30 protein-coding genes are annotated in these 24,400 nt (G+C 64.1%); 14 read left to right on the forward strand and 16 right to left on the reverse strand.

Annotation, left to right across the window (positions count from 1 at the left end; translation table 11 throughout):
- Nucleotides 1–5 precede the first annotated feature (5 nt).
- From FJW07_RS13570 to FJW07_RS13580, 3 genes are all read right to left on the reverse strand, one after another.
- The gene (locus FJW07_RS13570) at nucleotides 6–1,274 is read right to left on the reverse strand and encodes a cysteine desulfurase-like protein (protein ID WP_140856949.1); all 1,269 of its coding nucleotides are present in this window, start codon (nucleotides 1,272–1,274) and stop codon (nucleotides 6–8) included.
- 34 nt (nucleotides 1,275–1,308) lie between these two features.
- Complete coding sequence (locus FJW07_RS13575) at nucleotides 1,309–2,376, reverse strand: aldo/keto reductase (protein ID WP_140856951.1); 1,068 nt, start codon at nucleotides 2,374–2,376, stop codon at nucleotides 1,309–1,311.
- A gap of 116 nt (nucleotides 2,377–2,492) precedes the next feature.
- Nucleotides 2,493–2,951, reverse strand: coding sequence for a hypothetical protein (locus FJW07_RS13580; protein WP_140647523.1), 459 nt, complete (start codon nucleotides 2,949–2,951; stop codon nucleotides 2,493–2,495).
- Between the two features lie 392 nt (nucleotides 2,952–3,343).
- Between FJW07_RS13580 and FJW07_RS13585 the strand changes: the two genes are divergently transcribed.
- Nucleotides 3,344–3,508: a DUF1127 domain-containing protein gene (locus FJW07_RS13585; protein ID WP_095765222.1), complete on the forward strand. Its 165-nt coding sequence runs from the start codon at nucleotides 3,344–3,346 to the stop codon at nucleotides 3,506–3,508.
- 55 nt (nucleotides 3,509–3,563) lie between these two features.
- Here the strand turns inward: FJW07_RS13585 and FJW07_RS13590 are convergent, their stop codons facing one another.
- The gene (locus tag FJW07_RS13590) at nucleotides 3,564–4,070 is read right to left on the reverse strand and encodes a DUF1993 family protein (protein ID WP_140856953.1); all 507 of its coding nucleotides are present in this window, start codon (nucleotides 4,068–4,070) and stop codon (nucleotides 3,564–3,566) included.
- A gap of 141 nt (nucleotides 4,071–4,211) precedes the next feature.
- Here FJW07_RS13590 and FJW07_RS13595 point away from each other — a divergent pair, with 141 nt between their 5' ends.
- Entirely contained in the window at nucleotides 4,212–5,261 is a 1,050-nt protein-coding gene (locus tag FJW07_RS13595; RefSeq protein WP_140856955.1) for a DUF1176 domain-containing protein, read from the forward strand.
- Between the two features lie 14 nt (nucleotides 5,262–5,275).
- On the opposite strand, the gene FJW07_RS13600 is transcribed toward FJW07_RS13595, so the two are convergent.
- The 7 genes from FJW07_RS13600 to FJW07_RS13630 form a co-directional block, all read right to left on the reverse strand.
- Complete coding sequence (locus FJW07_RS13600; protein ID WP_140856956.1) at nucleotides 5,276–6,163, reverse strand: alpha/beta fold hydrolase; 888 nt, start codon at nucleotides 6,161–6,163, stop codon at nucleotides 5,276–5,278.
- Nucleotides 6,164–6,196: 33 nt separating this feature from the next.
- A complete protein-coding gene (locus FJW07_RS13605) occupies nucleotides 6,197–7,813 on the reverse strand; it encodes a molybdopterin-binding/glycosyltransferase family 2 protein (protein ID WP_140856958.1) in 1,617 nt (538 codons plus the stop codon).
- Complete coding sequence (locus FJW07_RS13610) at nucleotides 7,810–8,514, reverse strand: XdhC family protein (RefSeq protein ID WP_140856961.1); 705 nt, start codon at nucleotides 8,512–8,514, stop codon at nucleotides 7,810–7,812. The genes FJW07_RS13605 and FJW07_RS13610 overlap by 4 nt, the downstream gene beginning before the upstream one ends.
- Nucleotides 8,515–8,519: 5 nt before the next feature.
- Nucleotides 8,520–8,858, reverse strand: coding sequence for an XdhC family protein (locus tag FJW07_RS13615; protein ID WP_140647488.1), 339 nt, complete (start codon nucleotides 8,856–8,858; stop codon nucleotides 8,520–8,522).
- A gap of 63 nt (nucleotides 8,859–8,921) precedes the next feature.
- Complete coding sequence (locus FJW07_RS13620) at nucleotides 8,922–10,172, reverse strand: VWA domain-containing protein (RefSeq protein ID WP_140856963.1); 1,251 nt, start codon at nucleotides 10,170–10,172, stop codon at nucleotides 8,922–8,924.
- Between the two features lie 5 nt (nucleotides 10,173–10,177).
- Nucleotides 10,178–11,101, reverse strand: a complete 924-nt coding sequence (locus FJW07_RS13625) for a MoxR family ATPase (RefSeq protein ID WP_140856965.1) — start codon at nucleotides 11,099–11,101, stop codon at nucleotides 10,178–10,180.
- 29 nt (nucleotides 11,102–11,130) lie between these two features.
- Complete coding sequence (locus tag FJW07_RS13630; RefSeq protein WP_140659849.1) at nucleotides 11,131–11,625, reverse strand: flavin reductase; 495 nt, start codon at nucleotides 11,623–11,625, stop codon at nucleotides 11,131–11,133.
- A 192-nt stretch (nucleotides 11,626–11,817) separates the two neighbouring features.
- Between FJW07_RS13630 and FJW07_RS13635 the strand changes: the two genes are divergently transcribed.
- Both FJW07_RS13635 and FJW07_RS13640 read left to right on the forward strand, forming a co-directional pair.
- Nucleotides 11,818–12,903 (forward strand): branched-chain amino acid ABC transporter substrate-binding protein, encoded by a 1,086-nt coding sequence (locus FJW07_RS13635; protein ID WP_140856967.1) that lies wholly within the window; start codon nucleotides 11,818–11,820, stop codon nucleotides 12,901–12,903.
- On the forward strand, nucleotides 12,903–13,919 hold the full coding sequence (locus tag FJW07_RS13640) for a P1 family peptidase (protein ID WP_140856969.1): 1,017 nt from the start codon (nucleotides 12,903–12,905) through the stop codon (nucleotides 13,917–13,919). The genes FJW07_RS13635 and FJW07_RS13640 overlap by 1 nt, the downstream gene beginning before the upstream one ends.
- 7 nt (nucleotides 13,920–13,926) lie before the next feature.
- On the opposite strand, the gene FJW07_RS13645 is transcribed toward FJW07_RS13640, so the two are convergent.
- Nucleotides 13,927–14,184, reverse strand: coding sequence for a DUF2171 domain-containing protein (locus FJW07_RS13645; protein ID WP_040982323.1), 258 nt, complete (start codon nucleotides 14,182–14,184; stop codon nucleotides 13,927–13,929).
- 308 nt (nucleotides 14,185–14,492) lie between these two features.
- Between FJW07_RS13645 and FJW07_RS13650 the strand changes: the two genes are divergently transcribed.
- Both FJW07_RS13650 and purB read left to right on the forward strand, forming a co-directional pair.
- Complete coding sequence (locus FJW07_RS13650) at nucleotides 14,493–14,906, forward strand: hypothetical protein (protein ID WP_140856971.1); 414 nt, start codon at nucleotides 14,493–14,495, stop codon at nucleotides 14,904–14,906.
- 62 nt (nucleotides 14,907–14,968) lie between these two features.
- The gene (gene purB / locus FJW07_RS13655; RefSeq protein ID WP_140856973.1) at nucleotides 14,969–16,276 is read left to right on the forward strand and encodes an adenylosuccinate lyase; all 1,308 of its coding nucleotides are present in this window, start codon (nucleotides 14,969–14,971) and stop codon (nucleotides 16,274–16,276) included.
- A gap of 189 nt (nucleotides 16,277–16,465) precedes the next feature.
- Here purB and FJW07_RS13660 read toward each other — a convergent pair whose 3' ends face one another.
- Nucleotides 16,466–17,278, reverse strand: a complete 813-nt coding sequence (locus FJW07_RS13660; protein ID WP_140856975.1) for a VOC family protein — start codon at nucleotides 17,276–17,278, stop codon at nucleotides 16,466–16,468.
- A gap of 203 nt (nucleotides 17,279–17,481) precedes the next feature.
- Between FJW07_RS13660 and FJW07_RS13665 the strand changes: the two genes are divergently transcribed.
- Complete coding sequence (locus tag FJW07_RS13665; RefSeq protein WP_140647497.1) at nucleotides 17,482–18,039, forward strand: alpha/beta hydrolase; 558 nt, start codon at nucleotides 17,482–17,484, stop codon at nucleotides 18,037–18,039.
- A gap of 7 nt (nucleotides 18,040–18,046) precedes the next feature.
- Here FJW07_RS13665 and FJW07_RS13670 read toward each other — a convergent pair whose 3' ends face one another.
- Nucleotides 18,047–18,820, reverse strand: a complete 774-nt coding sequence (locus FJW07_RS13670; RefSeq protein WP_040981238.1) for an HpcH/HpaI aldolase/citrate lyase family protein — start codon at nucleotides 18,818–18,820, stop codon at nucleotides 18,047–18,049.
- Here FJW07_RS13670 and FJW07_RS13675 point away from each other — a divergent pair.
- A complete protein-coding gene (locus tag FJW07_RS13675) occupies nucleotides 18,810–19,037 on the forward strand; it encodes a hypothetical protein (RefSeq protein ID WP_140647498.1) in 228 nt (75 codons plus the stop codon). The genes FJW07_RS13670 and FJW07_RS13675 overlap by 11 nt on opposite strands.
- Nucleotides 19,038–19,039: 2 nt before the next feature.
- On the opposite strand, the gene FJW07_RS13680 is transcribed toward FJW07_RS13675, so the two are convergent.
- A complete protein-coding gene (locus tag FJW07_RS13680) occupies nucleotides 19,040–19,360 on the reverse strand; it encodes a DUF1476 domain-containing protein (RefSeq protein WP_140647499.1) in 321 nt (106 codons plus the stop codon).
- 274 nt (nucleotides 19,361–19,634) lie between these two features.
- Here FJW07_RS13680 and purC point away from each other — a divergent pair, with 274 nt between their 5' ends.
- From purC to FJW07_RS13705, 5 genes are all read left to right on the forward strand, one after another.
- Nucleotides 19,635–20,429 (forward strand): phosphoribosylaminoimidazolesuccinocarboxamide synthase, encoded by a 795-nt coding sequence (gene purC / locus FJW07_RS13685; RefSeq protein WP_040995384.1) that lies wholly within the window; start codon nucleotides 19,635–19,637, stop codon nucleotides 20,427–20,429.
- A 65-nt stretch (nucleotides 20,430–20,494) separates the two neighbouring features.
- Nucleotides 20,495–20,734, forward strand: a complete 240-nt coding sequence (purS, locus tag FJW07_RS13690; RefSeq protein ID WP_140647500.1) for a phosphoribosylformylglycinamidine synthase subunit PurS — start codon at nucleotides 20,495–20,497, stop codon at nucleotides 20,732–20,734.
- A gap of 2 nt (nucleotides 20,735–20,736) precedes the next feature.
- Nucleotides 20,737–21,405: a phosphoribosylformylglycinamidine synthase subunit PurQ gene (purQ, locus tag FJW07_RS13695; protein ID WP_140710352.1), complete on the forward strand. Its 669-nt coding sequence runs from the start codon at nucleotides 20,737–20,739 to the stop codon at nucleotides 21,403–21,405.
- A gap of 40 nt (nucleotides 21,406–21,445) precedes the next feature.
- Complete coding sequence (locus FJW07_RS13700; protein ID WP_140856977.1) at nucleotides 21,446–21,856, forward strand: hypothetical protein; 411 nt, start codon at nucleotides 21,446–21,448, stop codon at nucleotides 21,854–21,856.
- 7 nt (nucleotides 21,857–21,863) lie between these two features.
- Nucleotides 21,864–22,526 (forward strand): Pr6Pr family membrane protein, encoded by a 663-nt coding sequence (locus FJW07_RS13705; protein ID WP_140856979.1) that lies wholly within the window; start codon nucleotides 21,864–21,866, stop codon nucleotides 22,524–22,526.
- A gap of 4 nt (nucleotides 22,527–22,530) precedes the next feature.
- On the opposite strand, the gene FJW07_RS13710 is transcribed toward FJW07_RS13705, so the two are convergent.
- Nucleotides 22,531–22,779 carry a DUF1127 domain-containing protein gene (locus FJW07_RS13710; RefSeq protein ID WP_140857161.1) on the reverse strand — a complete coding sequence of 83 codons (249 nt, stop codon included), beginning with the start codon at nucleotides 22,777–22,779 and terminating at the stop codon, nucleotides 22,531–22,533.
- A gap of 91 nt (nucleotides 22,780–22,870) precedes the next feature.
- Between FJW07_RS13710 and FJW07_RS13715 the strand changes: the two genes are divergently transcribed.
- Nucleotides 22,871–24,280, forward strand: coding sequence for a PLP-dependent aminotransferase family protein (locus tag FJW07_RS13715; protein WP_140856981.1), 1,410 nt, complete (start codon nucleotides 22,871–22,873; stop codon nucleotides 24,278–24,280).
- Nucleotides 24,281–24,400: the final 120 nt, after the last annotated feature.

The following is a 24,400-nucleotide window of genomic DNA, read 5'->3' on the forward strand; positions in this document are numbered from 1 at the left end:
TAGCCTTAGGAATGCTGCTGCCGCAGCATCGCGATCACGCGGTGCACGCTTTCCAGCGTCTCTTCGATCTCGGCCGCCGTGTTGTAATGCGCGATGCCAATGCGCACGACGCCCTGCTCGGCGGGTATGCCGAGCTGGTGGACGACCTCCCACGCATAGTTGTGGCCTGACCACAGGAAGATGTTTTCGGCGTTCATCTGCCGCACGATCGTTTCCGGCTCGATGCCTTCGACGGTGAAGGAAATGGTCGGCACCCGCTCGGTAAGCCGTTCCGGATCGGTGATGCCATGGGTGATCAGGCCTTCGATATCGGACAGGCCTTCGATCAGTTGCCGGGCCAGCGTGTTCTCGTAGGCGATCGACACCTCGAACGCCTTGGCGATCCGCTGCCGCCGCGAGCCGTCCTCGCCGGCGGCAGCGCCGAGATCTGCAAAATAGTCGATTGCCGCCGTCAGCCCGGCCATCAGCTCGATCTGCGGCGTGCCAAGCTCGAACCGCTCGGGCAGGACGTTCGAAGAGCATCGGCATTTGTAGGGCTCGAGACCGTCGAGGACGTCGCGGCGGCCCCACAATATCCCCATATGCGGCCCGAAGAATTTATAGGCCGAGCAGATCAGGAAATCGCAGCCGAGTTCCTGCACGTCGATCAGCCCGTGCGGAGCGAATTGCACGGCATCGACATAGACCAGCGCGCCGGCCTGCCTGGCAATCGCCGTCAGCGCTTTCACGCGATTGATCGAGCCGGTGAGGTTCGAGGCATAGTTCAACGCGACAAGGCGCGTTTTCTCCGAAAGCAGCGACTTGAGCGCCGCCTCCTCCACCTGCCAGCTCCGCTCGTCGAACGGCAGGAAGCGCACGACCAGGCCGAGATCCTCGGCAAGTTGCAGCCATGGCGAAACATTGCCCTCGTGGTCCATGCGCGTGACGACGATCTCGTCGCCGGCCTTCATCGTGCGGCCGAGCGTGCGCGACATGTGGTAGGTCAGCGTCGTCATGTTGGCGCCGATTACAATCTCCTCCACGCTCGCGGCATTGAGGAAATCGGCCATCGCCGCATGGGCGTCGTCGACCACTTTTTGGGCCGCGACCGTGGTCTCGAAGAAACCGCCGAGATTGGCATTGGTCGACAGCAGGCAGCGCGACACCGCCTCCGCCACCGCCAGCGGCACCTGCGTGCCGGCAGGATTGTCGAGATAGATGCGCCGGCGCCCGTCATCGGCCAGCGAAAGCGCCGGAAATCTGCCGCGCACGGCCTCGATCGGAAACTCTGCCATCGTGTCCATCCCCTTGTTTTTTAACGATTCCCGATCACGGGCACGGATTGCCGACACGCTGATGGATGGCGTCGACCGCCGTCTGCATCTCTTCCGTCCAGCTGACGTCGGCCGAGGACAGCGCCATATCGAGCTGCGCGATCGTGGTCGCGCCGACGATGTTCGCGGTCACGAAGGGCCGGCTCGCCACATAGGCGTTGGCGAAAAGTGCTGGCTCCATGCTGAAGGAGCGCGCCAGCTCGGTGTATTCCAGCAGCACTTCCGCCGCATTCGGCGTCTCGTAGCGCTGGCCGCGATTGAAGAGCTGCGAGCGCGAGCCCTGCGGTCGCGCGCCATGATTGTATTTGCCGGTGAGATAGCCCTGTGCAAGCGGCGAATAGGGAAGAAACGCGATCTCCTCGCGCTCGCAGACCTCGGCAAGGTTCACCTCGAAGGTGCGGTTGACGAGGCTGTAAGCGTTCTGCAGCGAGGCGACGCGCGGACCGGTCCCCTTTTCGGCTTCGAAGACGAAGCGCATGACGCCCCAGGAGCTTTCGTTCGAGAGGCCAAGATGGCGTATCTTGCCCGCCTTCACCAGTTCCTCGAAGACGGAGAGCGTTTCGGCAATCGGCGTCTCGTCTCCCGGGGCGCCTGCCGCATCCGCGCGCCGCGCCACTGCTCCAACGCGCGTCGGATTCGAGCCCCACGGAATGTCCCGGTCCGGCCAGTGGATCTGATAGAGGTCGATATAGTCGGTGCCGAGCTTGGCCAGCGATTTCTCGACCGCGTCGAAAATGTCGGCGCGCACCAGCTTCGACGGACGATCGCCCCGGAACCACGCGTTGGCGGTGCGGCCGACGACCTTTGAGGCGAGGATGACCTTGTCGCGGTTGCCGTTGGCCTTCATCCAGCTGCCGATGATCTTCTCGGTTCGCCCTTGCGTCTCCGCCTTGGGCGGGATCGGGTAAAGCTCGGCCGTGTCGATGAAATTCACCCCTCGCGAGAACGCCAGATCCATCTGCGCATGGCCTTCGGCCTCGCTGTTCTGCTGGCCCCACGTCATCGAACCGAGACAGATTTGCGAAACAAGGAGATCGGTCCGACCGAGGCGGCGTTTATGCATGGAATGTCTCCGGCGGGAGTTTTTGCGCGAGCTGCGCGGGGAGGAAGTTCAAGCATAAAGCAAAGGCCGGAGTTTCTCCAAGCCCGCTGTCTTCGACTTTTGAGTGAATTGCGCGGCTAGCGGCGCGCCCCGGCCAGCGCCCGCCGCTTGGCCTCGTCGATCAGCATATTGGCCACCTGCATGCGGATCATGGCGCGCTGGCGCAGATGCGGCGCGACCCGGTCCGGATGGTTGGCGAAGGCGAAGTTACGGCGGATGCGGCCGAGATCGGCGTTCTTGGCGGGACGGTCGAGGCCGAGCTCGCCGGCAATCGCTTCGGGATCGATCGGCGGCAGCTTTTCCTCCGGCCGGTGCTCTTCGCCAGCAAGAGCCAGTTTCGCCTGGTCGAGAAGTGCCGCGAACTCGGCCGCAAGGTCGGCGCCTTGCTCGCGATATTCGGCGGCGACGCTCTCGCCGGCGACCTTGATGCGGCCGGAATGCAGCTCATCGGCCACGGACAGATAGTCGAACGGGATAGACGGCCGGGCGCCCTCATCCTCGCCTTTCTCCGAGGCGACGATCAGGTCGTCGAGCAACGAAGCGAAATCGAGCTTGTTCCCGGTGCCGATCTCAACCTCCCTGTCGTGACGGCATGCATTGATGCCGCCGAACATAGGAGCCTCTCGTTAAAAATGAATGCTGGCGATGCTAACAATTGCCGCTTTTCCGCCCGGCAAGACGACATCGGAAAATAAAAAGCCGGACTGCTCTTCGTGCAGTCCGGCAAGATCGCCAGGAGTGGCGAGGAAAAGCCAGCCATGTGCCGGCACGAGTGCGTACGGTCGAGCCCACCGAAAAGTTTCACGGAAAATCGATTGTGGCGGAAAAAATTCCGTGCGGCATGGCAGCCATGCAATTGCTGCACTGCACAATTTTAACAAATCACCTATATCGTGATGTCGGGAGGACCAACAGGGGCAACTGAGTCATGGGGTTCTTCACTGAAATGTTCGCTCGGCCACGGCCGCAGGAACACCAGCGTTACCGCTCGGCGCTCGCGCTTCTGAACGCGATGAGCAATGCGGACCGCGCCGATATCGGCATCAAGCCGGCGGATTTTCCGCGCATCGCGCGCGAGATGTCGATCCGCTGAGCTGAACAAAAGAGGTTTCCCAGGACGCCTGGGAAACCTCCAAGCCATTCAAAGGTCAGCGATTTCCGAGGAAAGTTTGCTTGCCGAGCGGCACGCCATTGTGGCGCAGGATGTCGTAGGCGGTTGTGACGTGGAAGTAGAAATTCGGCGTCGCCACATGCAGCAGATACTGCAGGCCGGGCAACGTAGCTTCGCGCCCGCCGAGCCTTAGTTCGACCGTCCTGTGTTCCGATCCTTCCAGATCGGCCGCCGCGAATGTCGCCAGATGATCGAGCGTCTTGGTGATCCGGGCCTGCAGCTCGGCAAAGCTCGCTTCATTGTCCTCGTATTTCGGCACCTCGCGGCCGGCCAGCCGCGACGGCGCGCCCTTGGCATGGTCGGTGGCGATCTGGACCTGCCTGGTCAGCGCGAACATGTCGGGCGCCAGCCGCGCGGTGAGGAACACTTGCGGATCGATCTTGCGCTCGCCGGCATTCTGCTCCGCCGCCGTCAAGACGCTGGCCAGCGCTTTCAGCCTGGCCGAAAACACGCCCACCGATATGTCGTACATGGAAATGGTCACGGGGTATCTCCCACGCGGCCCCAGCGCCGCGGGCCGTGAACTAGCGCCTCCCGCCACGATTCTTCAAGCGGCCCTGCCCATGGCGTCACCGCGCCGCCGCAATCGCCGTGGTAGTATTTTCGTTACCGAGCGGAGGATTCGATGAAAAGAGCCACTTTCGCAGCGATTGTCTTTTTCTCACTGGCCGGCTTCACGCATTCCGCGCCTGCGGCGGATGCGCCCTATATCGATGACCGATCAAGCGCCGATGCGGTCGTCCGCTCGCTTTATAGCGCCATCAACCGCCACGAATTCGCCCGCGCCTGGGGTTATTTCGGCGATACGAAGCCGGCAAAGGACTTCAACGCCTTCGTCAAGGGTTACGACGGCACCGGCAGCGTCGAAGTCAAGACTGGCGCCGTCTCGGAGGACGGCGCTGCCGGCAGCATCTATTACAGCGTCCCGGTCGCCATCCAGGCGACCGACAAGAAGGGCGACGCCAAGGTTTTCGCCGGCTGCTACACGGTCCGCCAGGTCAACGCGCAGATCCAGGAACCGCCCTTTCAGCCGATCTTCATCGACAAGGGCGCCCTGAAATCCTCGACCGAGGATTTCCACAGCGCCGTGCCGGCAAGCTGCGGCGACGGTCCGCCGCCGCCGAAGAAGGACGCAGCGCTGGAGCAGGCCAAGAGGGCCTTCCTCGCCACCTATGGCGACCAGTGCGACAAGCAAGATCCGGACGGCAAGCCGATCGGCGAGCCCGAGGCTCATTCGATCCATTACAAGGACAAGGACGCCCAGCCCAACGACCCGGAGCGCGAGACGCGGCTGTTCCGCTTCTTCTGCTCGATGGCCGCCTACAACGAGACGGCGGTCTACTACGTCGCCGATGACGTCAACGGCGTCTCACAGTTGCAGTTCACCGAGCCGGAGCTCGACATCCGCTACGAGAACAACAACAGCGAAGGCAAGGTCGAATCGATCCACATCATCGGGTTCAAGACCAGCGGCTGGGCGACCAACTCGGACTATGACGACAACACAAAAACCATCACCACATCCGACAAATGGCGCGGTGTGGGGGATGCCTCGTCATCGGGAACCTACCTGTTTCGCAATGGCGATTTCTCGCTCGTCCAGTATGACGTCGATGCATCCTATGACGGCGAGCAAAATCCGCAGACCGTCATCGATTACAACACGGCGCCTTGAGCCTCGCGGAAGAGTCAGGGCGCCTTCGTCAGCATCCAGTTGAGCGTGCCGCGCCAGTCGACCATGCGGATCGGCGTGCCGTGCGTGCCGGTCTCGAAGCGTACGAAGCGGGTCGGATAAGACTTCCTGGCGAGGATTGAGCGGAAGAAGGCTTCCTGCTTCTCCACCGGGAAGACCACGTCATGGCTGCCCTGGCCGAAGAACACCGGCACGCGGCGCTTGAAGGCGGGGCTGGTGAGGAAACTGTCGTCCCATAGCGAACCGAGCAGCAGCAGGCCGTTGACGCGGCTGCCCGTATCCTTGCGCGCGGCGAGCTTCCAGCAGATCATGCCGCCCATCGAGCCGCAGGCGACGAAGATTTTCGCGCCCGGCGATTGCTCCGCATAGTGATCGATCAACGCCGCGACCTGCGCCGCGCCCTTGTCGCCGAAATCGGGGAAATCGGGCGAAAGATAGAGACCGTTGTTGGCGGCCATCAGGTTCTTGATGCGGTTGAAATTGCCGCCGAAGGTGAAGTCGTCGACGCCTTGCTTGCGGCTGCCGCCCTGTCCGTGCAGGTAGAGCACGATGATGGAAGCGCCTTGCGTCCTGCCGACCGCGACATGCCTGATATCGCCGGCGTCGGTCTTCAGCATCAGGTCCTGCTGCACCTTGCGCACGCCGGGGTCGGTGTATTGCGCATGCACGCGCCTCTCCGGCACCTCGTCGCGCTGGTTGATGTCGCGCGTCTCGCGATAGTCGAGGACGGTGTAGGCGCCGTTATCGCTCGTCGACAGCGTCGCCGGATAAGCGAACAGATCGTCCTTGAACGATTTTAGCGAAAGCGTTTGCCCCTCGGCGGCCGAAAGGGAAAGCGCTGTCGCGGCGATCAGGGCGAAGAAAAGTCGGAAACGGAAAGCCATGCCGAGAGCCATGCGAAATTCGGCTCTGCTTTGTCAATCCTGCAGAACGCCGCCCGCCCCTTCCAGCGCCTCGCGCGTGTCGACATCGATCGAGGCGCCCTGCCCGATCTCGACATCGATGACGTCGAGACCCTCGGCTTCGACCAGATGCCGCGCCCCGGTATCGCCCTCGAGTTGCGCGACGGCCGCGAAAAGCGATCGCGGCAAAAGCACCGGATTGCCGCGCTTGCCCTGATGCGAGGCGCGGACCACGGCGTGACCGCCGGCGCGGCGAAACGCATCGATCAGGCTATCGAGGTCCGTCGACGAAACGCCGGGCATGTCGCCAAGCACGATCATGGCGCCGGCCGCATCGGTCGCGACCTTCGCGATGCCTGTCTTCAACGACGAGGCAAGGCCGTCGACGAAATCGGGATTGTCCACAAATGTTACGCTGAGACCGCCAAGCGCCGAACGCACGCGCTCGCGCTGATGGCCTGTGACGACAATGGTGCCGGCGGCCTTCGAGCCCAGCGCACGCCCGGCGGTGCGGCGCACCAGTGGCTCGCCGTCGAACAGCGCCAGAAGCTTGTTCGGCCCGCCCATGCGGCTCGAACGGCCGGCGGCCAGAAGCACGATATCGACTTTCAGCGCCGACCTTGCCGGCTGCGGCGCCGGTTCGCGTGGCTGCGGCCTGGTCGGGATTTCCATCAAAAGCCCGCCGACGCCCATGCCGGCAATATCGCCCGCGGTCACCTCGAGCCCGGCAACCAGACGATCGAGCACCCAGTCGAAGCCATTCTCCTTCGGGCTGCGCGCGCATCCCGGCGCGCCGACGACACGCTTGCCGTCGAGCGTTCCCAGCACCAGCAGATTGCCGGGATCGACCGGCATGCCCGCGCGGACGACTGTACCGCCTGCGCGCTCGATCGCGGCCGGCACGACATCGGCGAAGTCGCTCATCGCCGATGCCCCGAAGATCACCACCATGTCGTTGTCGCGCGCCAGCTGGGTTGCGGCCGCCGCGACGGGCGCAATCTCGTGCGGCGTGCGCCGTTCGGCCGTCAGCCGGCCGCCGGAACGCGCCAGCCGCGCCTCGGTGACGCGCAGCGTCTTGTCGAGCACGCTCGGCTTGACGCCGGGAAGCACCGTCTGGATGACGCCGACGGTGATGGGGCGATAGGCGTTGACGGCAAAGATCTCGCGGCCGGCGCAGATCCTCGCCACGCTGTCCACCAGGCTTGCGGCGACGGCAAAGGGGATGATTTTCACAGTCGCCACCATCTGGCCCTTCTCGACCGGCGCATGCTGCGCCAGCGTGGCGATGGTGATGGCCGGGTCGACGGCATTGATGGCGTCGATCATTCCGGCGTCGACGGTAAAGACGCCTGCGGCTCCCGCATGCAAATTCACCCGCCCGGTCGCGGCCGGCTTGACCTCGATGTTGCGGTGGCTCATGGCGGCCGCGATCGTCGCGGCGGCGGCATCCTCGCCGAGATCGTTCTCGGCAAGAACCGCGGCGACGACTTCACCGATGCCCGCGGCTTTGAGCGCCGCGATGTCCTCACGGCTCAGCCGGTGCGCCTTGCGGAACCGTTTTTCGCCGGCGGCGGTCGCATGCGCCAGCACCGCCCCTTCCGCCTCATCGATCGGAACCGGTCCGAATTTCACGCCACGGCGCCTTTCGTTTCGAGACCGCGCGAGCGGAAGGCGTGGATGGTCTGCGCAAGGACGGCGACGGCGATCTCGGCCGGACTGGCAGCACCGATATCGAGGCCGATCGGCGCGTGGATGCGGGCGATCTGGTCAGCGCCGGCGCCGAGCGCCAGCAGGCGTTCGACACGCTTGGCGTGGGTCTTGCGGCTGCCGAGCGCCCCGACATAGAAGCACCGCGCGTCGAGCGCCGCCTTCAGCGCGAAATCGTCGATCTTCGGATCGTGGGTGACGGCGGCGAGCGCGGTATAGCTGTCGAGCGGCGCGCGCTTGAGCACATCCTGCGGCCATTCGGCATGCAGCGCGACATCGGGAAAGCGTTCCGGGGTGGCGAAGGCGGTGCGCGGATCGATGATCTCGACGGGATAGCCGGCGATCCTGGCCATCGGCGCCAGCGCCTGACTGATATGCACGGCGCCGATCACCACGAGGCGCGGGCGCGGCAGATGCGCGTTGAGAAAGAAGGTCCGCCCTTCTACCTCCACCGACCGCGAATTTCCGGTGCGGAACGCGTTGGCGATGGCCGCCCCGAGATCGCCTGCAACATGGTCGCCCTCGCGCACGATGCGGCCTCGGCCGTCGCCAAGCTCGGTGACAAGCACCGCGGCGCGGCGGGCGCGGCGTTCTTCGTTGAGCGTCTTCAGGACATACGGATCCACGATGGTCAGCCCAGCCTTTCGACATAGACCTTGATGCGGCCGCCGCAGGAAAGGCCAACCTGCCAGGCGGTTTCGTCGGCGACGCCGAACTCCAACATCTTCGCCTTGCCCGAATCGATGACGTCGATCGCCTCGGTCACCACGGCGCCCTCGACACAACCGCCGGAGACCGAGCCATGGAAATTCCCATCGGCGTCGATGACCAGATGGCTGCCGACCGGACGCGGCGCCGACCCCCAGGTCTCGACCACGGTCGCGATGGCGACATCCTTGCCGTCCTTCATCCAGCCTTCCGCGATGATCAGGGGATCGCGGGCCTCATCGAGATAAATGCTCTCATCCATCGTCGCTTCTCACAAAGTCTGTTTTTCAAGGAAAACTTTAATTTCCCCATCACGAACATATGGCTACGCGGCCTGCCTCTCGCCAGTTCGCAGCCAGCGGCGCGGATCAACCGAAGCAGCCGGCCGCTGGTCGAGAGAGGCGCAAAGATCGGCCAGCGCATCGAGATTGTGCACTGCCCGGAACTCGTCGACATGCGGCAGCATCGCCTTGACGCCGCGGGCGCGCGCCTCGAACCCGCCGAAGCGCAACAGCGGATTGAGCCAGATCAGCCGCCTGCAGGATTTATGCAGCCGCTCCACCTCCTGCGAAAGGCCGGTGACGTCGTCGCGCTCCAGCCCGTCGGTGATGAGGAGCACAACCGCGCCCTGCCCGAGCACGCGCCGCGACCACAACCGGTTGAACTCGGCGAGCGTGTCGCCGATGCGGGTGCCGCCCGACCAGTCCTTCACCGCCGCCGAGCAATCGGCCAGCGCCTCGTCCGGATCGCGATGGCGCATCTGACGGGTCAGGTTGGTCAGCCGCGTGCCGAAGACGAAGGCATGCACGCGCCGGCGCTTTTCCGTCAATGCGTGCAGGAAATGCAGGAAGATGCGCGTGTACTGGCTCATCGAGCCGGAAATGTCGGCCAGCACCACCAGTGGCGGATGCACTTCGCGCGGCGACCGGAATTTTGGCAGGATAAGCTCACCGCCGGTGCGGGAGGCCGAGCGCATCATGGCGCGCGGATCGATGCGGCGCCCCTGCGCGGCGGCCTTGAAGCGCCGCGTGCGGATCAGATCGAAGGGCAGGCGCAAGCCCGCGATCGCCTTTTTGGCTTCGGCCATCTCCGCCGCATCCATCTGGGCAAAATCCTTGGCCCGCAGCACCTCGTTGCCGGAAAAGGTGAGGCGCGCATCGACTTCGATCTCCGGCACTTCGCGCACGGGCTGGTTCTTCCGATGGCCTTCGAACATCGCCTGGCTGACGCGGTTCTCGGCCGCTCGCGGCTTCTGCTTTTCGCGATCGTCCGGCGCGACAGGCGAAAACATCGCCAGCAGCTTCTCGATCAGCTCTCGCGATTTCCAGAACAGGCGGAAGGCCTCGTCGAAGACCGGATGATCCTCGTGCCGCGAGACGAGCACCGCATGCAGCGTCCAATAGAAATCGTCGCGCGAGCCGATGCCGGCGGCAAGCACCGCCTCGATGGCGTCTTTCACCGAGGCCGGGCCAACGCGCATGCCGGCCTTGCGCAAGGCGCGGGCGAAATAGACGATGTTGTCGGCGATGCGCCCATCCGCCATCGCCTCTCTGGGTTCCGAATGCGGCGACGGCATCGTGCCTACTCCGCCGCCGAAAGCTCGGCCTTCACCTCATTGAGGATGCGCCGGCCCTCGCCCTCGCCGATACGGGCGATGTCGTCCTGGTATTTCAAAAGCACGCCGATCGTGTCCGACACGGTCTCCGGATCCAGCGCCACCTTGTCGAGTTCGGTCAGCGCGCCGGCCCAATCGATGGTTTCGGCGACGCCCGGGGCCTTGAACAGCTCGACCTGGCGCAGCTTCTGGATGAAGGACACGACCTCCGCCGACAGCCGTCGGTTCGCCTGCGGCACCTTGCGGCGCACGATCTCCAGTTCGCGCTCGGCGTTCGGGTAGTCGACCCAATGATAGAGGCAGCGACGCTTCAGCGCGTCGTGGATCTCGCGCGTGCGGTTGGTTGTGATGATGACGATCGGCGGCTCTTCCGCCTTGATCGTGCCAAGTTCGGGAACCGTAACCTGGAAATCGGAAAGGATTTCGAGCAGGAACGCCTCGAACGCTTCGTCCGTGCGGTCTAACTCGTCGATGAGGAACACCGGCGCGGCACCCGCCTTGCCGGTCAGCGCATCGAGCACCGGACGGCGGATCAGGTATTTGTCGGAAAAGACGTTCCGCTCCATGTCGGAGCGCACGACCTTGCCGGCCGCCTCCTCCATGCGGATCTCGATCATCTGGGCGGCATAATTCCATTCATAGACGGCCGAGGAGACGTCGAGCCCTTCATAGCATTGCAGGCGGATCAGCCGCCGGCCGAGCGCGTCGGCCAGCACCTTGGCGATCTCGGTCTTGCCGACACCCGCCTCGCCTTCCAGGAACAAGGGGCGCTTCATGCGCAGCGATAAAAACAGCACGGTCGCCAGCGAACGATCCGCGACATAATCCGCGCCGGTCAAAAGATCGAGCGTTTCGTCGATCGATTTCGGCGCGGGGCGCGGCGCGGTCATCTTGTCTCCGTGGATCCCGCTTGCCCGTTTCAAAGAAAATGGTAGCCGCGGTTGTGGTAGATCAGCGGCCGCAAATTATCGCCGATGCGCAGGCCTGTCACCTTGCCAAAAAGCACACGGTGAGTGGCTAAATCCTTGCTGTCGATGATCTCGCAGTCGAACACGGCAAGGGCGCCTTTCAGCGTCGGCGCGCCGGTCGAGATCACATCCCACTCGGCAAGCGCAAAGCGCTCCTCCGCCGGCAGGCCGGTGACGCCCGAAAAGCCGACCGAGACGGCTTCCTGGTCCGATGCGAGCGTGTTGAGCGCGAACTTGCCGTTCTTGACGAAAGCTTCGTTCTTGGCGTTCTCGCGGTTGAGGCAAACCAGCACCGTCGGCGGCGTGTCCGAAACCGAACAGGCGGCGATCACCGTCGCGCCCCTTTTGCCGCCGGGCCCGTCCGTCGTCACCACATGCACATGGCCGGCAAAATGCGCCATCGCATCGCGATAGTGCTGCGGCCCGATATCATTGATCTTCAGCACCCGATAATCCACCTGTCGGAACCAGTTCGTTATATATGGCGGCATATTGCACGCCACAAGTTGCATAGCACGGGCGAAGTGCTTGACTGCAATCCGCAAATTCGCGTGTTGCGCGGCGCTTAGCCAGCCTTTAGGTCTTTCCTGGAATAGTGTCGGAACCATACGCCCGGCACGGAGGACCTCTTCGCCCGAATGCGCCTTCTGACGACGACAATAGCCGCGCTGACGACGGCGATAGCCGCGTTGTTTTGGCTGGCAGCGAACGCTGACGCCGAGACGCTGGTCGGCGTTGCCGCGCCGCTTTCCGGCACATCGGCGATCCTCGGCAAGCAGGTCGAGGCTGGCGCCGGCCTGGCAGCCGAGGCAAACAGCATCGCGTTCAAGGCCGTCGACGATGCCTGCACCGCCGAGGGCGGCGCCGCGGCGGCAAGGGAATTCGTCGACGCCAAGGCCAATGTCGTGGTCGGCTTCCTCTGCACAGAGGCGATCGAAGCCGCGCTGCCGATCCTGAAGGACGCCAACATACCGGTGATCACCGTCGGCGTGCGCACCGAAAGCCTGACCGACCGGCGCGCCAAGACCGGCTGGCCGGTCTACCGGCTCGGCCCGCGCGGCGACGATGAGCGCAACGCGGTCGCCGCCAAGCTCACCCAGCTCTGGCGCGACGACCTGTTCGCCATCGTCGACGACGGCACCATCTATGGCCGCGAGATGGCCGAGACCCTTCGCGCCGCGGCCGAGCAGGCGGCGCTGAAACCTGCCTTCGTCGACACGTTCCGGCCGCAGCTCGACAACCAGATCGGACTGGTCGGCCGGCTGAAGAAGGCCGGCGCGACAAAGGTGTTCGCCGGCGGCGACGGCGACGACATCGCTATCATGGGCCGCGACGCCGCCCAGCTCGATGCCGGCATCACCTTTGCCGGCGGCGAGAACCTTCGTACGCCGCAGGGCGATGTGCCCTACACCGTCGGCACACTGATGATCGCCCCACCGGAATGGTCGGAGGTCGCCGATCCCAACGTGGTGCAGGCTTTCGCCGCGAAGAACATCGTGCCCGACGGCTACACGCTGCCGGCCTATGCGGCGGTCGAGGTCGCCAAGGCCGCGCTGGCTGGCGCGGAAAGCTCTGGCCAGCCACTCGCCGATGCGCTGACCGGCCATGATTTCACCACCGCGATCGGCACCGTTCGCTTCGACGACAAGGGCGACCTCAGCCAGAACCTGTTCCGCGTCTTCCGCTTCGACGGCACGCATTTCGTACCGCTGGAGGACAAGTGATGTTCCGCACCGGACCGCGCAACCTCATCACCGATGTTGCCGGGCTTCGTGTCGGCAATACAGCCAATAGCAAGTTGAAATCCGGCGTCACGGTGGTGATGTGCGATGAGCCTGCCGTGGCCGGTTTCCAGGTGCTGGGCGGCGCGCCGGGCACGCGCGAGACCGATCTGCTCGAGCCGCAGAATTCGATCGTGACGATCCATGCCGTCGTCCTGTCCGGCGGCTCCGCCTTCGGTCTCGATGCCGCCTCCGGCGTGCAGGCGGCGCTGCGCGAGAAAAACATCGGTGTCGAGGTGGGTGGCTTCCGCGTGCCGATCGTGCCGGCCGCGATCCTATTCGACCTGCGCAATGGCGGCGACAAGGATTGGGGCCGCTATCCGCCCTATCGCGACCTCGGCTATGAGGCCGTGCAGGCGGCGACAGTGGATTTCGAAATCGGCACGGCTGGCGCCGGCACCGGCGCGCTGAGCTCCGGGCTGAAAGGCGGGCTGGGCTCCGCCTCGACTGTGCTCGACAGCGGCGTCACCATTGGCGCCCTCGCCGCCGTCAACCCGACCGGCTCGGTGACGGTCGGTCGCAGCCGCCATTTTTGGGCAGCACCCTTCGAGATCGGCGACGAGTTCGGCGGCCTGGGTTATCCAGAACCCATGCCTGACGACGCCAGGAAGATCCTGCTGAAATACCGCGACAGGCGCGTCGGCAGGCATGGGGAAGCCGGCAGCACCACCATCGCCGTCATCGCCACCGACGCGGTCCTGACCAAGGCCGCGGCCAAGCGGCTGGCGATTTCGGCGCATGACGGCTTCGCCCGCGCCATCTGGCCGACGCATACGCCGGCCGACGGCGATCTGGTGTTTGCGCTGGCGACCGGCACGAGCGGCATCGAACTCGGCGCCGACGCCGCGATCGACCTGTTCGCGGCGGCCGGCGCGACCATGGCGCGCGCGATCAGCCGCGGCGTATATGCCGCGATACCCGCGAACGGCGACCTGTTTCCGGTCTGGTCGTCGCGTTGACGGCTAATCAAGTCGGATCGGATTTCTCTTCCTCGAAGGTGACCGCGACATCGGAATTCGCGGAGAGCCATACCTTCTGCCCGTCGATCTCCGCGACCAGGGCAAGCGAAATGTAGTGGTGATGGCCCTTGTGCGAGCCCATGCCGCTGTCAGCCTTGGTCAGCTTGATCCGGTCACCCTCGACCTTGTCGACGGTGCCGATATGGACGCCATCGGCGCCGATCACTTCCATATGTCCGCGTATCTTGCTGATGTCGGTGCTCATGCTGGTCCTCCGCTGGATGGCGATTTGCCCTTTCGGATGCGAGACGGCCGACAATAACAAATGAACGCCGGATTGGATGCATCGCACGGCACGTCTCGTTCACCATGGCGTGATAGGCATGACGCTGATGAGACAGATGTCATGCAGGTGACGCCTAGCCTGCCCGGCCACCCGACGCGCGATACGGCTTGCCGCCCATGATGCCGCTGCAGCAAGTTCCCTTGCGCCGCGGTCTCACCGATCGGTTGCGCGCCGCCGTTCCGTCGGCAAGCGAGGCTGTTGTTGGAACTTTGCTCTGGGGCGCCGCCATGGGTGCGAGTGCGCTGGCAAATCTTCTGCTGGCCGCCTGGGAGACGCCCGACAGCATCCGTTTCGTGGCGCTGCTTTATGGTTTTGGCGGCGTGCTTGCCTTCCCGGTTGGATTGATGCTGGCCAGACTGGTTTCCCGCGGCCGTCTTTGGGAAACAGCCTTCGCCGCGGCATTCGTGTCGCTTCTGGCGGCAACCCTCGCCTTCACCGGCGGCCTGTTCGCGCTGCAATATCGCTCCTACTATGCCGAATGGCACGCGCCGGCGTTCACGCCGACCTGGGCGTTCGAATTCGCCTTCACCATGCTGACCGCGCTCTATCAGTTCGTCGTGCTCGGCGTGCGGCTCTATTTTCCGCTGGGTTTTGCAGCGCTTGTCGCGGCAAGTATCTGGTTTGCGCGGCAGCGGCGTTGAGCATCGGGCCCGCCTCTGTTAGGACGCGGCCAACGCTTTTCCCATCAGGACTCAAAAAACGGATGATCCCTCGCTATTCCCGGCCGGAAATGGTCGCCATCTGGTCGCCCGAAACCCGCTTCCGCATCTGGTTCGAGATCGAGGCGCATGCCTGCGATGCGCTGGCGGAGTTAGGCGTCATTCCGAAGGAAGCAGCAAGGACCATCTGGGAGAAAGGCGGCGCCGCCAAATTCGACGTCGCCAAGATCGACGAGATCGAGCGCGTCACCAAGCATGACGTCATCGCTTTCCTGACCCATCTTGCCGAATTCGTCGGACCGGATGCTCGCTTCATCCACCAGGGCATGACGTCGTCGGACGTGCTCGACACCTGTCTTGCCGTGCAGTTGACGCGGGCCAGCGACATCCTGCTTGCCGACATCGACGCCCTGCTCGCGGCGCTGAAGCGCCGTGCTTTCGAGCACAAGGACACCGTCACCATCGGCCGCAGCCACGGCATCCATGCCGAGCCGACCACCTTCGGCGTCAAGCTGGCGCAGGCCTTTGCCGAATTCTCGCGCTGCCGCGAGCGGCTGGTGCATGCGCGGGAGGACATCGCCACCTGCGCCATTTCCGGCGCGGTCGGCACTTTCGCCAACATCGAGCCTTATGTCGAAGAGCATGTGGCGGCAAAGCTTGGGCTGAAGCCGGAACCGGTGTCGACGCAGGTCATCCCGCGCGACCGCCACGCCATGTTCTTTGCGACGCTCGGCGTCATCGCCTCCTCGGTCGAACGCCTCGCCGTCGAGATCCGCCATCTGCAGCGCACCGAGGTGCTGGAAGCGGAAGAGTATTTCTCGCCGGGGCAGAAGGGCTCGTCGGCGATGCCGCACAAGCGCAACCCGGTGCTGACCGAGAACCTCACCGGCCTTGCCCGCATGGTGCGCTCGATGGCGCTGCCGGCCATGGAAGACGTGGCGCTCTGGCACGAGCGTGACATTTCGCATTCCTCGGTCGAGCGCATGATCGGACCGGATGCGACGGTGACGCTGGACTTCGCGCTGGCGCGCCTGACCGGCGTCGTCGACAAGCTGCTCGTCTACCCCGAGAACATGGAGAAGAACCTCAACAAGTTCCGCGGGCTGGTGCACTCGCAGCGCGTGCTTCTGGCGCTGACCCAGGCCGGCCTGTCGCGCGAGGACTCCTACCGCCTGGTGCAGCGCAACGCCATGAAGGTCTGGGAACACGGCGCCGATTTCCTTGAGGAACTGCTTGCCGACAAGGACGTGACGGCCGCGCTATCTGAAGCAGATATCCGCGAGAAATTCGATCTCGGCTATCACACCAAGCATGTCGACACGATCTTCAAGCGGGTGTTCGGGGAAGCTTGATCTTTCCTTCGCCCCGTCTCTATACGGGGAGAAGGTGCCCGAAGGGCGGATGAGGGGCGGCGCCGACTTCGGTGACTATCGCACCCGTCTGTCGTGAAACATCCTGACGCCGGCGCTGCCCCTCATTGCCCTGCCGGGCATTTCTCCCCGTATAGTGACGGGGAGAAAGACGCTGTCACCAACGCCTGATCAAGCCTTCCCTGGCACAGCCCTGATCACCGTGCCCCACGGGTCCTCTCGGCTCGTCTCTTCCTTCACATTGTCCGAGCGCATCTCTACCCAGGCGAGGCCGGAGCGGGAGGGGTCGCGGCGGCCGGCGCCAGCGCTCTGCCAGGCATTGGCGCCGATATGATGGTGGTAATGGCCGGACGACAGGAACACCGCCTGGCCGCCATATTTGGCGACGGTGTCGAAGCCGAACTGGTCATGCCACCAGGCCTCCGCATCTTCCGGCCGGCCGACGCGCAGATGCACATGGCCGACAATGGTGTTTTCCGGCGCGCCTTGCCAGCCCGCATCGCCCGTCGGCACGCTGCCCACCACCGCCGGCAGGTTCAGCCGCTCGGTCGCCATGGCGATCTTGTCGCCATTCCACTTCCAGTCTTGCGGGCGGCGATCCGCATAGATCTCGATGCCATTGCCCTCCGGGTCGGTCAGGTAAAGCGCCTCGCTGACCAGATGGTCGGAAGCGCCCTCGATACCGATGCGGTTGGCGGCGGCGTGGCTGATCCAGCGGCCAAGATCGGCGCGCGATGGCAAAAGGAAAGCAGTGTGGAAGAGCCCGGCGCCGCGCGGATCGTCGGGCTTGGCCGAAGAATCCTGCTCCAGCACCAGCAATGGTCGGTTGGCCGCGCCGAGCGTGATCGCGCCATCGGCGCGGCTCAGTTCCTGCAGGCCGACAACGGCCCGGTAATAGGCCGCCAGGCTTTCAGCGTCTCGCACCTTCAACCCGACACGCGAAACGCTGACCGGGGTGGTCGCGGCAAAAGGCAGTTCGCTCATCAAACTCTCCGTTCGGACGACGCTTCCCGATATGGGATGGGATTTTCAAAGCCGCCAGCTCTTGTTCCTTCTTCCTCTTCCAACTCGTCGATTGCAATCGTTCACACAAGACAGCAAGAACCGAACAAGGTGTTCACAAAAGTGCATTCGGTCGAAATGCAATGAGGGTTGCAGGCGAGAAGACCGCTCGCTACATCCGCGCCATGAAAGTCAAAGATGCAGATATTCTGATCGTGCCGGGCTACACCAATTCCGGTCCCGAGCATTGGCAGACCCGCTGGCAGTCGAAACTATCGACGGCGCGCCGTGTCGAGCAGGCGGAATGGACCAAACCCGTGCGCGAGGACTGGACGGCGAGCGTAGCGAACGCCGTCAACGAGGCCGAGCGGCCGGTGGTTCTCGTAGCGCACTCGCTTGGCGTCGCGGCCGCGGTGCAGGCCATCTCGCAATTCAAGAAGCCGGTCGCGGGCGCCTTCTTCGTCGCGCCGCCGGATGTCTCCAATCCGGAAATCAGGCCGAAACATCTGATGACCTTTGGCCCTTATTCGCGCGATCCGCTGCCCTTTCCGTCCATCGTGATCGCCAGCCGCAACGATCCGTTTTGCGCTTTCGAGGTCGCCGAGGACATTGCCGCCGCCTGGGGATCGCTCTTCATCGACGCCGGTGAGGCCGGCCATCTCAACCACGACGCGGGCTTCGGCCCCTGGCCCGAGGGTTCGATGACTTTCGCCAAGTTTCTGACGGAACTGAAAGAACCCTAATCGGCGTCTAGGAGCCGATCGAATCCCGCATGCTCTTCAGCAGCGTCTTCGCGCCGAGTGAAATCAGCGTGTGGTCCGAGCCCATGGCGAGCAGCCGGAAGCCCATCGAAACGACGCGCCCGGCGATCGCCGGTTCGATGACATAGATCGCGGCATGCTTGCCGGCCTTGCGTGTCCGCTCGGCGATCGACGCGACCGTCTCCATCATGCTTTCCAGCGTCGAACTGACCGTGGCGCCGTTCGACCAGGCGATCGAGAAATCCGACGGGCCGACGAAGATGCCGTCGATGCCCGGCGTATCCAGAATACCGTCCAGCGCCTCGAGGGCCGCCCGCGTTTCGACCATCGCGAAAGCCATGGTGCGCTGGTTCGTATCGCGCAGCCATTCGGCATGGTCGCCCTTGCCGTGGCGCGGGAAGGCATAGGTCGGCCCCCAGGAACGCTCGCCCAGCGGCGGGTATTTCATCGCGGCGGCGAACTGCCTTGCATCGGCCACGGAGTTCACCATCGGCGCGATCACCGCCTCGGCCCCGAAATCGAGCGCGCGGCTCGCCATGTCAAAGCGCCCGACCGGAATGCGCACCAGCGCCGGCTTGTTGGCGGCCAGCACCGGCACCAGGCCGCGCAGCACGCTGTCCTCATGATGGCCGCCATGCTGCATGTCGAGGGTGACCGCATCGAAACCCTGCTTGGCGATGATCTCGACCGTCAGCGCATCCGGCACGCCCGACCATGCGGTGAACAGCGTTTCGTCGGCGGCCAGGCGGGACTTGAGCGACATCGGAACTTTCCTTGTTAACAATCCGCAGTTTCGGCTGGAAACGACGCTAAGGCAAAGAAAAACCGCCCGGTTTGGCCGGGCGGTCGATTGGTCCAGTCAGAGCAAATTCCAGGAAAAGTGTGTAACGGTTTTCCGTCCGGAATTGCGTAAAAACAAGGAGATAGGCATGATGGCGAGAGGCGTGAAGCGGTTTTCCGGCGACATCATGCCCACATAGCCTCAGCTGTTCTTGATCTGCTCGATCGCCTGCGCCATCAGTTCGTCCATGGTGCGGCGGATCTGGTGGTCGGACTGAGCGACGCCGGCGGCATCGAAATCCTTGCGGATCTTGCGGAAGACATCATGGTCGCCCGCTTCCTCGATATCGGAGACCACCACTTCCTTGGCATAGGCTTCGGCATCGGCGCCGGATTTGCCGAGTTTCTCGGCGGCCCACAGCCCCAGCGCCTTGTTGCGGCGCGCCGCGGCCTTGAAGCGAAGTTCCTCGTCGAAGGCGAATTTGCGCTCAAAACCCTCTTCGCGGTCTTTCATGCTGCTCATAACGTCCCTCCGATCAATCCGATTCGCTTGGCGATGAATATGTGTGATGGGCAAGCACAAACCAAAAGGCCGCGGGCCGGTCAATATGCTTCGTGGCATGCTGCGCTGCGGCATTTCGGTTCCGAAAGCGGTTGATTCGCGGGATTTGCCGATTGAGCAAACAGGACGATTGCGATAACACCGGCATTGAACGCCGCCTTCGCCATACTAACTTAGGCAAACGGACAGGAACTGGTCACTTGCCGCCTGCCCGCAGATCCAGAGAAAAAATCAGATGAAAAATCGCCGCCGCATCTACGAAGGCAAGGCCAAGATCCTCTATGAGGGCCCTGAGCCGGGGACGCTGATCCAGTTTTTCAAGGACGATGCCACCGCCTTCAACAAGAAGAAGCATGAGGTGGTCGATGGCAAGGGCGTGCTCAACAATCGCATTTCCGAGCACATCTTCAACCACTTGAACCGGATGGGCATCCCGACCCATTTCATCCGCCGGCTCAACATGCGCGAGCAGCTGATCAAGGAAGTCGAGATCATTCCGCTCGAGGTCGTGGTGCGCAATGTCGCCGCCGGCTCGCTGTCCAAGCGCCTCGGCATCGAGGAAGGCACGGTGCTGCCGCGCTCGATCATCGAATTCTACTACAAGGCCGACGCGCTCGACGACCCGATGGTGTCGGAAGAGCACATCACCGCCTTCGGCTGGGCAAGCCCGCAGGAAATCGACGACATCATGGCCTTGGCCATCCGGGTCAACGACTTTCTCTCCGGCCTGTTCCTCGGCGTCGGCATCCAGCTCGTCGACTTCAAGATCGAATGCGGCCGCCTGTTCGAGGGCGACATGATGCGCATCGTCGTCGCCGACGAGATCTCGCCGGATTCCTGCCGGCTGTGGGACGTCGCCACACAGGACAAGCTCGACAAGGACCGTTTCCGCCGCGACATGGGCGGCCTGGTCGAAGCCTATCAGGAAGTTGCCCGCCGTCTCGGCATCATCAACGAGAACGAGCCGCCGCGCCCGACGGGTCCCGTGCTCGTCGCTTCCTCCGAGGCGCCCAAGGGCCTGAAGCACTAAGTACTGACGGGCCTGCCAGACAATGGCAGGCCTTTTGCCAAACGACGATCTGCCCAGGAGCATCGATGAAAGCCCGTATCACCGTGACCCTCAAGAACGGCGTCCTCGACCCGCAGGGCAAGGCGATCGAGCACGCGCTCTCCGGGCTGGGCTTCGACGGCGTCGGCCAGGTGCGCCAGGGCAAGGTGTTCGACATCGAGCTGACCGGAGCCGACAAAGCCAAGGCCGAAGCCGACCTCAAGGCCATGTGCGACAAGCTTCTGGCGAACACGGTGATCGAGAACTACGCGGTGGAGATTGCCTGACAATGAAATCAGCCGTCGTCCTCCTGCCTGGCCTCAACCGCGACCGCGACATGATCGCGGCGCTGACCAAGATTTCCGGCCAGGCGCCGGCGACCGTCTGGCAGACCGACACGGAAATCCCCGATGTCGATCTGATCGCCATCCCCGGCGGCTTCTCCTTCGGTGACTATCTGCGCTGCGGCGCGATCGCGGCGCGCATGCCGGTGATGCGCGCGGTCGCCGAAAAGGCCGCCAAGGGCGTGACCGTCGTCGGCGTCTGCAACGGCTTCCAGATCCTGGTCGAGGCGGGGCTGCTGCCCGGAGCGCTGATGCGCAACGCCTCGCTGAAGTTCGTTTGCCGCCAGGTGAAGCTTGAGATCGCCAACGCCAACACCATGTTCACGCGCGGCTATCAGCCCGGACAGGTCATCCGCTCGCCGGTGGCGCATCATGACGGCAATTACTTCGCCGACGCCGAGACGCTCGCCCGCCTCGAAGGCGAAGGCCAGGTGGTGTTCCGCTATGCCGAAGGCACCAATCCCAACGGCTCGATCAACGACATCGCCGGCATCGTCAACGACAAGGGCAACGTGCTCGGCCTGATGCCGCATCCCGAGAACCTGATCGAAGCGGCGCATGGCGGCAATGACGGGCGAGCGCTGTTCGAGAGCGCGCTCGGCATCGCGGCTTGATCCTTTAACATCCTATCGGAACGCGGGGGGCGGACTGACCATGAGACTGACGATTGCTCGCCTTGCTCTCCTGGCCGCCGCCGGGCTCGCCTTGGCTTCCTGCCAATCCAGCCCCAAGACAACGCCGGTTCCCTCAGGCAAGAGCGCCTCTCTGCTTGCCATGGAACAGGTCGCGATCGCCGCGCACAAATGCTGGATCGCCAGCAAGGATCCGGCCTTCAAGGCCTACCAGATGGCCAACGAACTCAATTCCTACAGCGGCACGCCGCGCTTCCTGCTGGTGCCCGCCAAGCACTATGGCGGCAAGCCGCTGCTGGTCGTGCAGGCGCAGGGCAATTCCAGCCGCGTCGACGCCTTTGGCCCGCTGATGAATGAGCCGCTCGGCGCGCGCATCGGTGCCGACATCGCCCGCTGGCAGGCGGGCAATCCGTCCTGCGCGGCTGCCGCCTGAGCTTGCCATGGGCCGGTTCCTGCAGATCGCGGGGCTGGTTGTCGGGCTGATTGCGCTTGTCCTGCAATTCGCCATCACCATGCCGGCATCCGTGACCGCAGGCCGTGGCTTGCTCGGCTCGATCGTCTTCTATTTCAGCTTCTTCACCATCCTGACCAACATCGCGGCGGTGATGGTGCACGCTTCGTTGCTGTCACCCGCCGGCTATGCCTGGTTCCCGGCCTTTGCCGGGCAGCGGACGCGGGCCGGCGTGGCGGTGGCCATAACTCTGGTTTTCATCGTCTACGCCACGGTTCTGGCGAGGCTCTGGCAGCCGCAGGGTTTGTTCCTGCTCTGCGACGTCCTTTTGCACTATGTGACGCCGGTGATGTTCGTGCTGTGGTGGCTGGTGGCGGGCGCCGATGGCAGGCGGCAGTGGAGCGACATCGCCTGGTGGATGATCTACCCGGTCGCCTATCTCGCCTACGCGCTGATACGCGCGCCCTTCGCCGGCGAAGTACCTTACCCGTTCCTCGACGTCGCCAAGAACGGCGCTGCCAGCGTCGCGGTTTCAGCGCTGGCCGTCACCGCCCTTTTCGTCGGGCTGAGCGTACTCGCCGTACTTGTCGATCACGGCATCGGCCGGTTGCGGGGAAAGCCCGCAGCCCGGGTTCAATCGAGCCGCCGCTAGATCGCTACTCCCAGAACGCCCGGATGCCTTCGCGATGGGCGTCGCAGCGCGAGACGCCGATATCCTTGAGCTGCTCGTCCGTCATCTCGAGCAGCGCAAGGCGGCCGCGCCGACGTTCGAGCATGCGATCGATCTGCCTCGCGATGGAACGGAGCACAACCACCAGGCGACCGACGAAGCCGCGATGGGCCAAGGGCTCGGACTGCGCGCCAGAACCCGGGCGAGCATAGCGAATTGTCTCGATTGTATCCATTGTCATTCTGCCTTGTTCCGATTGTACCTTCCCAATCGCGAGATCGATATGAATTGACTCATCGCGCGGTGCAATATAGAAAATTGTCACCATGACAAATTGGCTCCCTGACCTCTCCTCTGGCTCCGGTCCGCTGTATCAGCGTCTTGCTGACAGCATTGAGTCAGATATCGACAAGGGCGTCATCGACGCCGGTGCAAAACTGCCGCCGCAGCGCGACCTCGCCTATGACATCGGCACGACCGTCGGCACCATCGGCAGAGCCTATCAGTTGCTGCGCGAGCGGGGCCTTGTGAGCGGCGAGGTCGGCCGCGGCACCTATGTGCTAGGCCAGCGCGCCGCAGACCCGAAGCCGGATTTGGAACCTGCCATCCAGGGCACGCGCCCCATCGATGCGCCAAGCGGCAAGCTGCGCTTCGACAGCACCGCCGCGCCCGATGTCGGCCAGGGCGCGGTGATCGCCGACATGCTGGCGCGCACGGCGCAGGAGCATCCGCACGACATTTCGAGCTATACGCGGGATTTTCCCGAACGCTGGTATGAGGCGGGCAGCCGCTGGCTGGCGCGCAATGCCTTCCGCCCCTCGCCCGATTCGATCGTGCCGACGCTGGGCACCCACGCCGCGGTCATGGCGGCGATCGCGGCGCTGACCATGCCCGGCGACTATGTCGTCTTCGAGCACCTCACCTATTCGCAGATTTCCCGCAGCGCCGGCCTGATCGGGCGCCGCACGGCGCTGGTGGCATCGGATGACGAAGGCATCGATCCCGAGGATTTCGAGCGGGTCTGCGCGCAAAAGCACCCGAAAATGATCTTTCTGATGCCGACGGCGCAGAACCCGACGCTGGCCATCTTGCCGGCGTCGCGCCGCGAGGCGATCGCGCGGATCGCGCGTGAGTACAATGTCGTCCTCATAGAAGACGATCTTTACGGCGGCTTAACCGAAGACCCGACGCCGCTGATGGCCGAATACGCGCCTGAGCGCACCATCGTCGCCGGCGGCCTGTCGAAATCCGTGGCTGCCGGCCTTCGCGGCGGCTGGCTGTCGTGCCCGCCTGCCTATCGCCATCGCATCCGCGTCGCCCACAAGATGATGACCGGCGGCATGCCCTTCCTGCTGGCCGAGGTGAATGCGCGGCTGGTGCTGTCCGGCCAGGCTGGCGACATCCGCCGGCGCAGCATCGCCGAATTCGGCGCTCGCATCGCGATCGTGCGCGAGACCTTGGCCGGCTTCGCCTTCAGGTCGCACGACAAAGTGCCCTTCGTCTGGCTCACCTTGCCCGACCCATGGCTGTCCGGCACCTTCAAGAAAGCCTGTCTCGAACATGGCCTGCTCATCGACGACGAGGACGAATTCAAGGCCGGCCGTTCCGAGCAGGTCTTCCACGGCGTGCGCTTCGGTATTTCGCAGCCGAGGCGGCGCGAGGATGTCGCCGGCGGCGTCGCCGTCATCCGCCGCCTGCTCGACGAAGGCCGCGCCGGCTACGACAGTTTTTCCTGATCAAGCTGGCGAGCTCTAGGCCCTGACCTCCGCCGGCAGGGGCAGTTTTCCGGCTTTTTTCGTCATCCGATGGGGTGTATCGCGCGAAAGCTTGCGATAAGAGGAGACTCAAGGAAACTC

This window comes from Mesorhizobium sp. B3-1-9, assembly GCF_006439595.1.
In the GTDB taxonomy this organism is placed as follows: domain Bacteria; phylum Pseudomonadota; class Alphaproteobacteria; order Rhizobiales; family Rhizobiaceae; genus Mesorhizobium.

Bases quoted from the DNA above. Each gene is read 5' to 3' on its own strand.
- FJW07_RS13585 (WP_095765222.1), top strand. From the start codon at position 3,344: ATGGGGTTCTTCACTGAAATGTTCGCTCGGCCACGGCCGCAGGAACAC.
- FJW07_RS13635 (WP_140856967.1), top strand. From the start codon at position 11,818: ATGCGCCTTCTGACGACGACAATAGCCGCGCTGACGACGGCGATAGCC.
- FJW07_RS13620 (WP_140856963.1), bottom strand. From the start codon at position 10,172: ATGCCGTCGCCGCATTCGGAACCCAGAGAGGCGATGGCGGATGGGCGC.
- FJW07_RS13645 (WP_040982323.1), bottom strand. From the start codon at position 14,184: ATGAGCACCGACATCAGCAAGATACGCGGACATATGGAAGTGATCGGC.
- FJW07_RS13700 (WP_140856977.1), top strand. From the start codon at position 21,446: ATGAGACTGACGATTGCTCGCCTTGCTCTCCTGGCCGCCGCCGGGCTC.
- FJW07_RS13715 (WP_140856981.1), top strand. From the start codon at position 22,871: ATGACAAATTGGCTCCCTGACCTCTCCTCTGGCTCCGGTCCGCTGTAT.
- purQ (WP_140710352.1), top strand. From the start codon at position 20,737: ATGAAATCAGCCGTCGTCCTCCTGCCTGGCCTCAACCGCGACCGCGAC.
- FJW07_RS13710 (WP_140857161.1), bottom strand. From the start codon at position 22,779: ATGGATACAATCGAGACAATTCGCTATGCTCGCCCGGGTTCTGGCGCG.
- FJW07_RS13575 (WP_140856951.1), bottom strand. From the start codon at position 2,376: ATGCATAAACGCCGCCTCGGTCGGACCGATCTCCTTGTTTCGCAAATC.
- purS (WP_140647500.1), top strand. From the start codon at position 20,495: ATGAAAGCCCGTATCACCGTGACCCTCAAGAACGGCGTCCTCGACCCG.
- FJW07_RS13640 (WP_140856969.1), top strand. From the start codon at position 12,903: ATGTTCCGCACCGGACCGCGCAACCTCATCACCGATGTTGCCGGGCTT.
- FJW07_RS13625 (WP_140856965.1), bottom strand. From the start codon at position 11,101: ATGACCGCGCCGCGCCCCGCGCCGAAATCGATCGACGAAACGCTCGAT.
- FJW07_RS13680 (WP_140647499.1), bottom strand. From the start codon at position 19,360: ATGAGCAGCATGAAAGACCGCGAAGAGGGTTTTGAGCGCAAATTCGCC.
- FJW07_RS13595 (WP_140856955.1), top strand. From the start codon at position 4,212: ATGAAAAGAGCCACTTTCGCAGCGATTGTCTTTTTCTCACTGGCCGGC.
- FJW07_RS13570 (WP_140856949.1), bottom strand. From the start codon at position 1,274: ATGGCAGAGTTTCCGATCGAGGCCGTGCGCGGCAGATTTCCGGCGCTT.
- FJW07_RS13705 (WP_140856979.1), top strand. From the start codon at position 21,864: ATGGGCCGGTTCCTGCAGATCGCGGGGCTGGTTGTCGGGCTGATTGCG.
- purC (WP_040995384.1), top strand. From the start codon at position 19,635: ATGAAAAATCGCCGCCGCATCTACGAAGGCAAGGCCAAGATCCTCTAT.
- FJW07_RS13615 (WP_140647488.1), bottom strand. From the start codon at position 8,858: ATGGATGAGAGCATTTATCTCGATGAGGCCCGCGATCCCCTGATCATC.
- purB (WP_140856973.1), top strand. From the start codon at position 14,969: ATGATCCCTCGCTATTCCCGGCCGGAAATGGTCGCCATCTGGTCGCCC.
- FJW07_RS13600 (WP_140856956.1), bottom strand. From the start codon at position 6,163: ATGGCTTTCCGTTTCCGACTTTTCTTCGCCCTGATCGCCGCGACAGCG.
- FJW07_RS13650 (WP_140856971.1), top strand. From the start codon at position 14,493: ATGGGTGCGAGTGCGCTGGCAAATCTTCTGCTGGCCGCCTGGGAGACG.
- FJW07_RS13665 (WP_140647497.1), top strand. From the start codon at position 17,482: ATGAAAGTCAAAGATGCAGATATTCTGATCGTGCCGGGCTACACCAAT.
- FJW07_RS13670 (WP_040981238.1), bottom strand. From the start codon at position 18,820: ATGTCGCTCAAGTCCCGCCTGGCCGCCGACGAAACGCTGTTCACCGCA.
- FJW07_RS13660 (WP_140856975.1), bottom strand. From the start codon at position 17,278: ATGAGCGAACTGCCTTTTGCCGCGACCACCCCGGTCAGCGTTTCGCGT.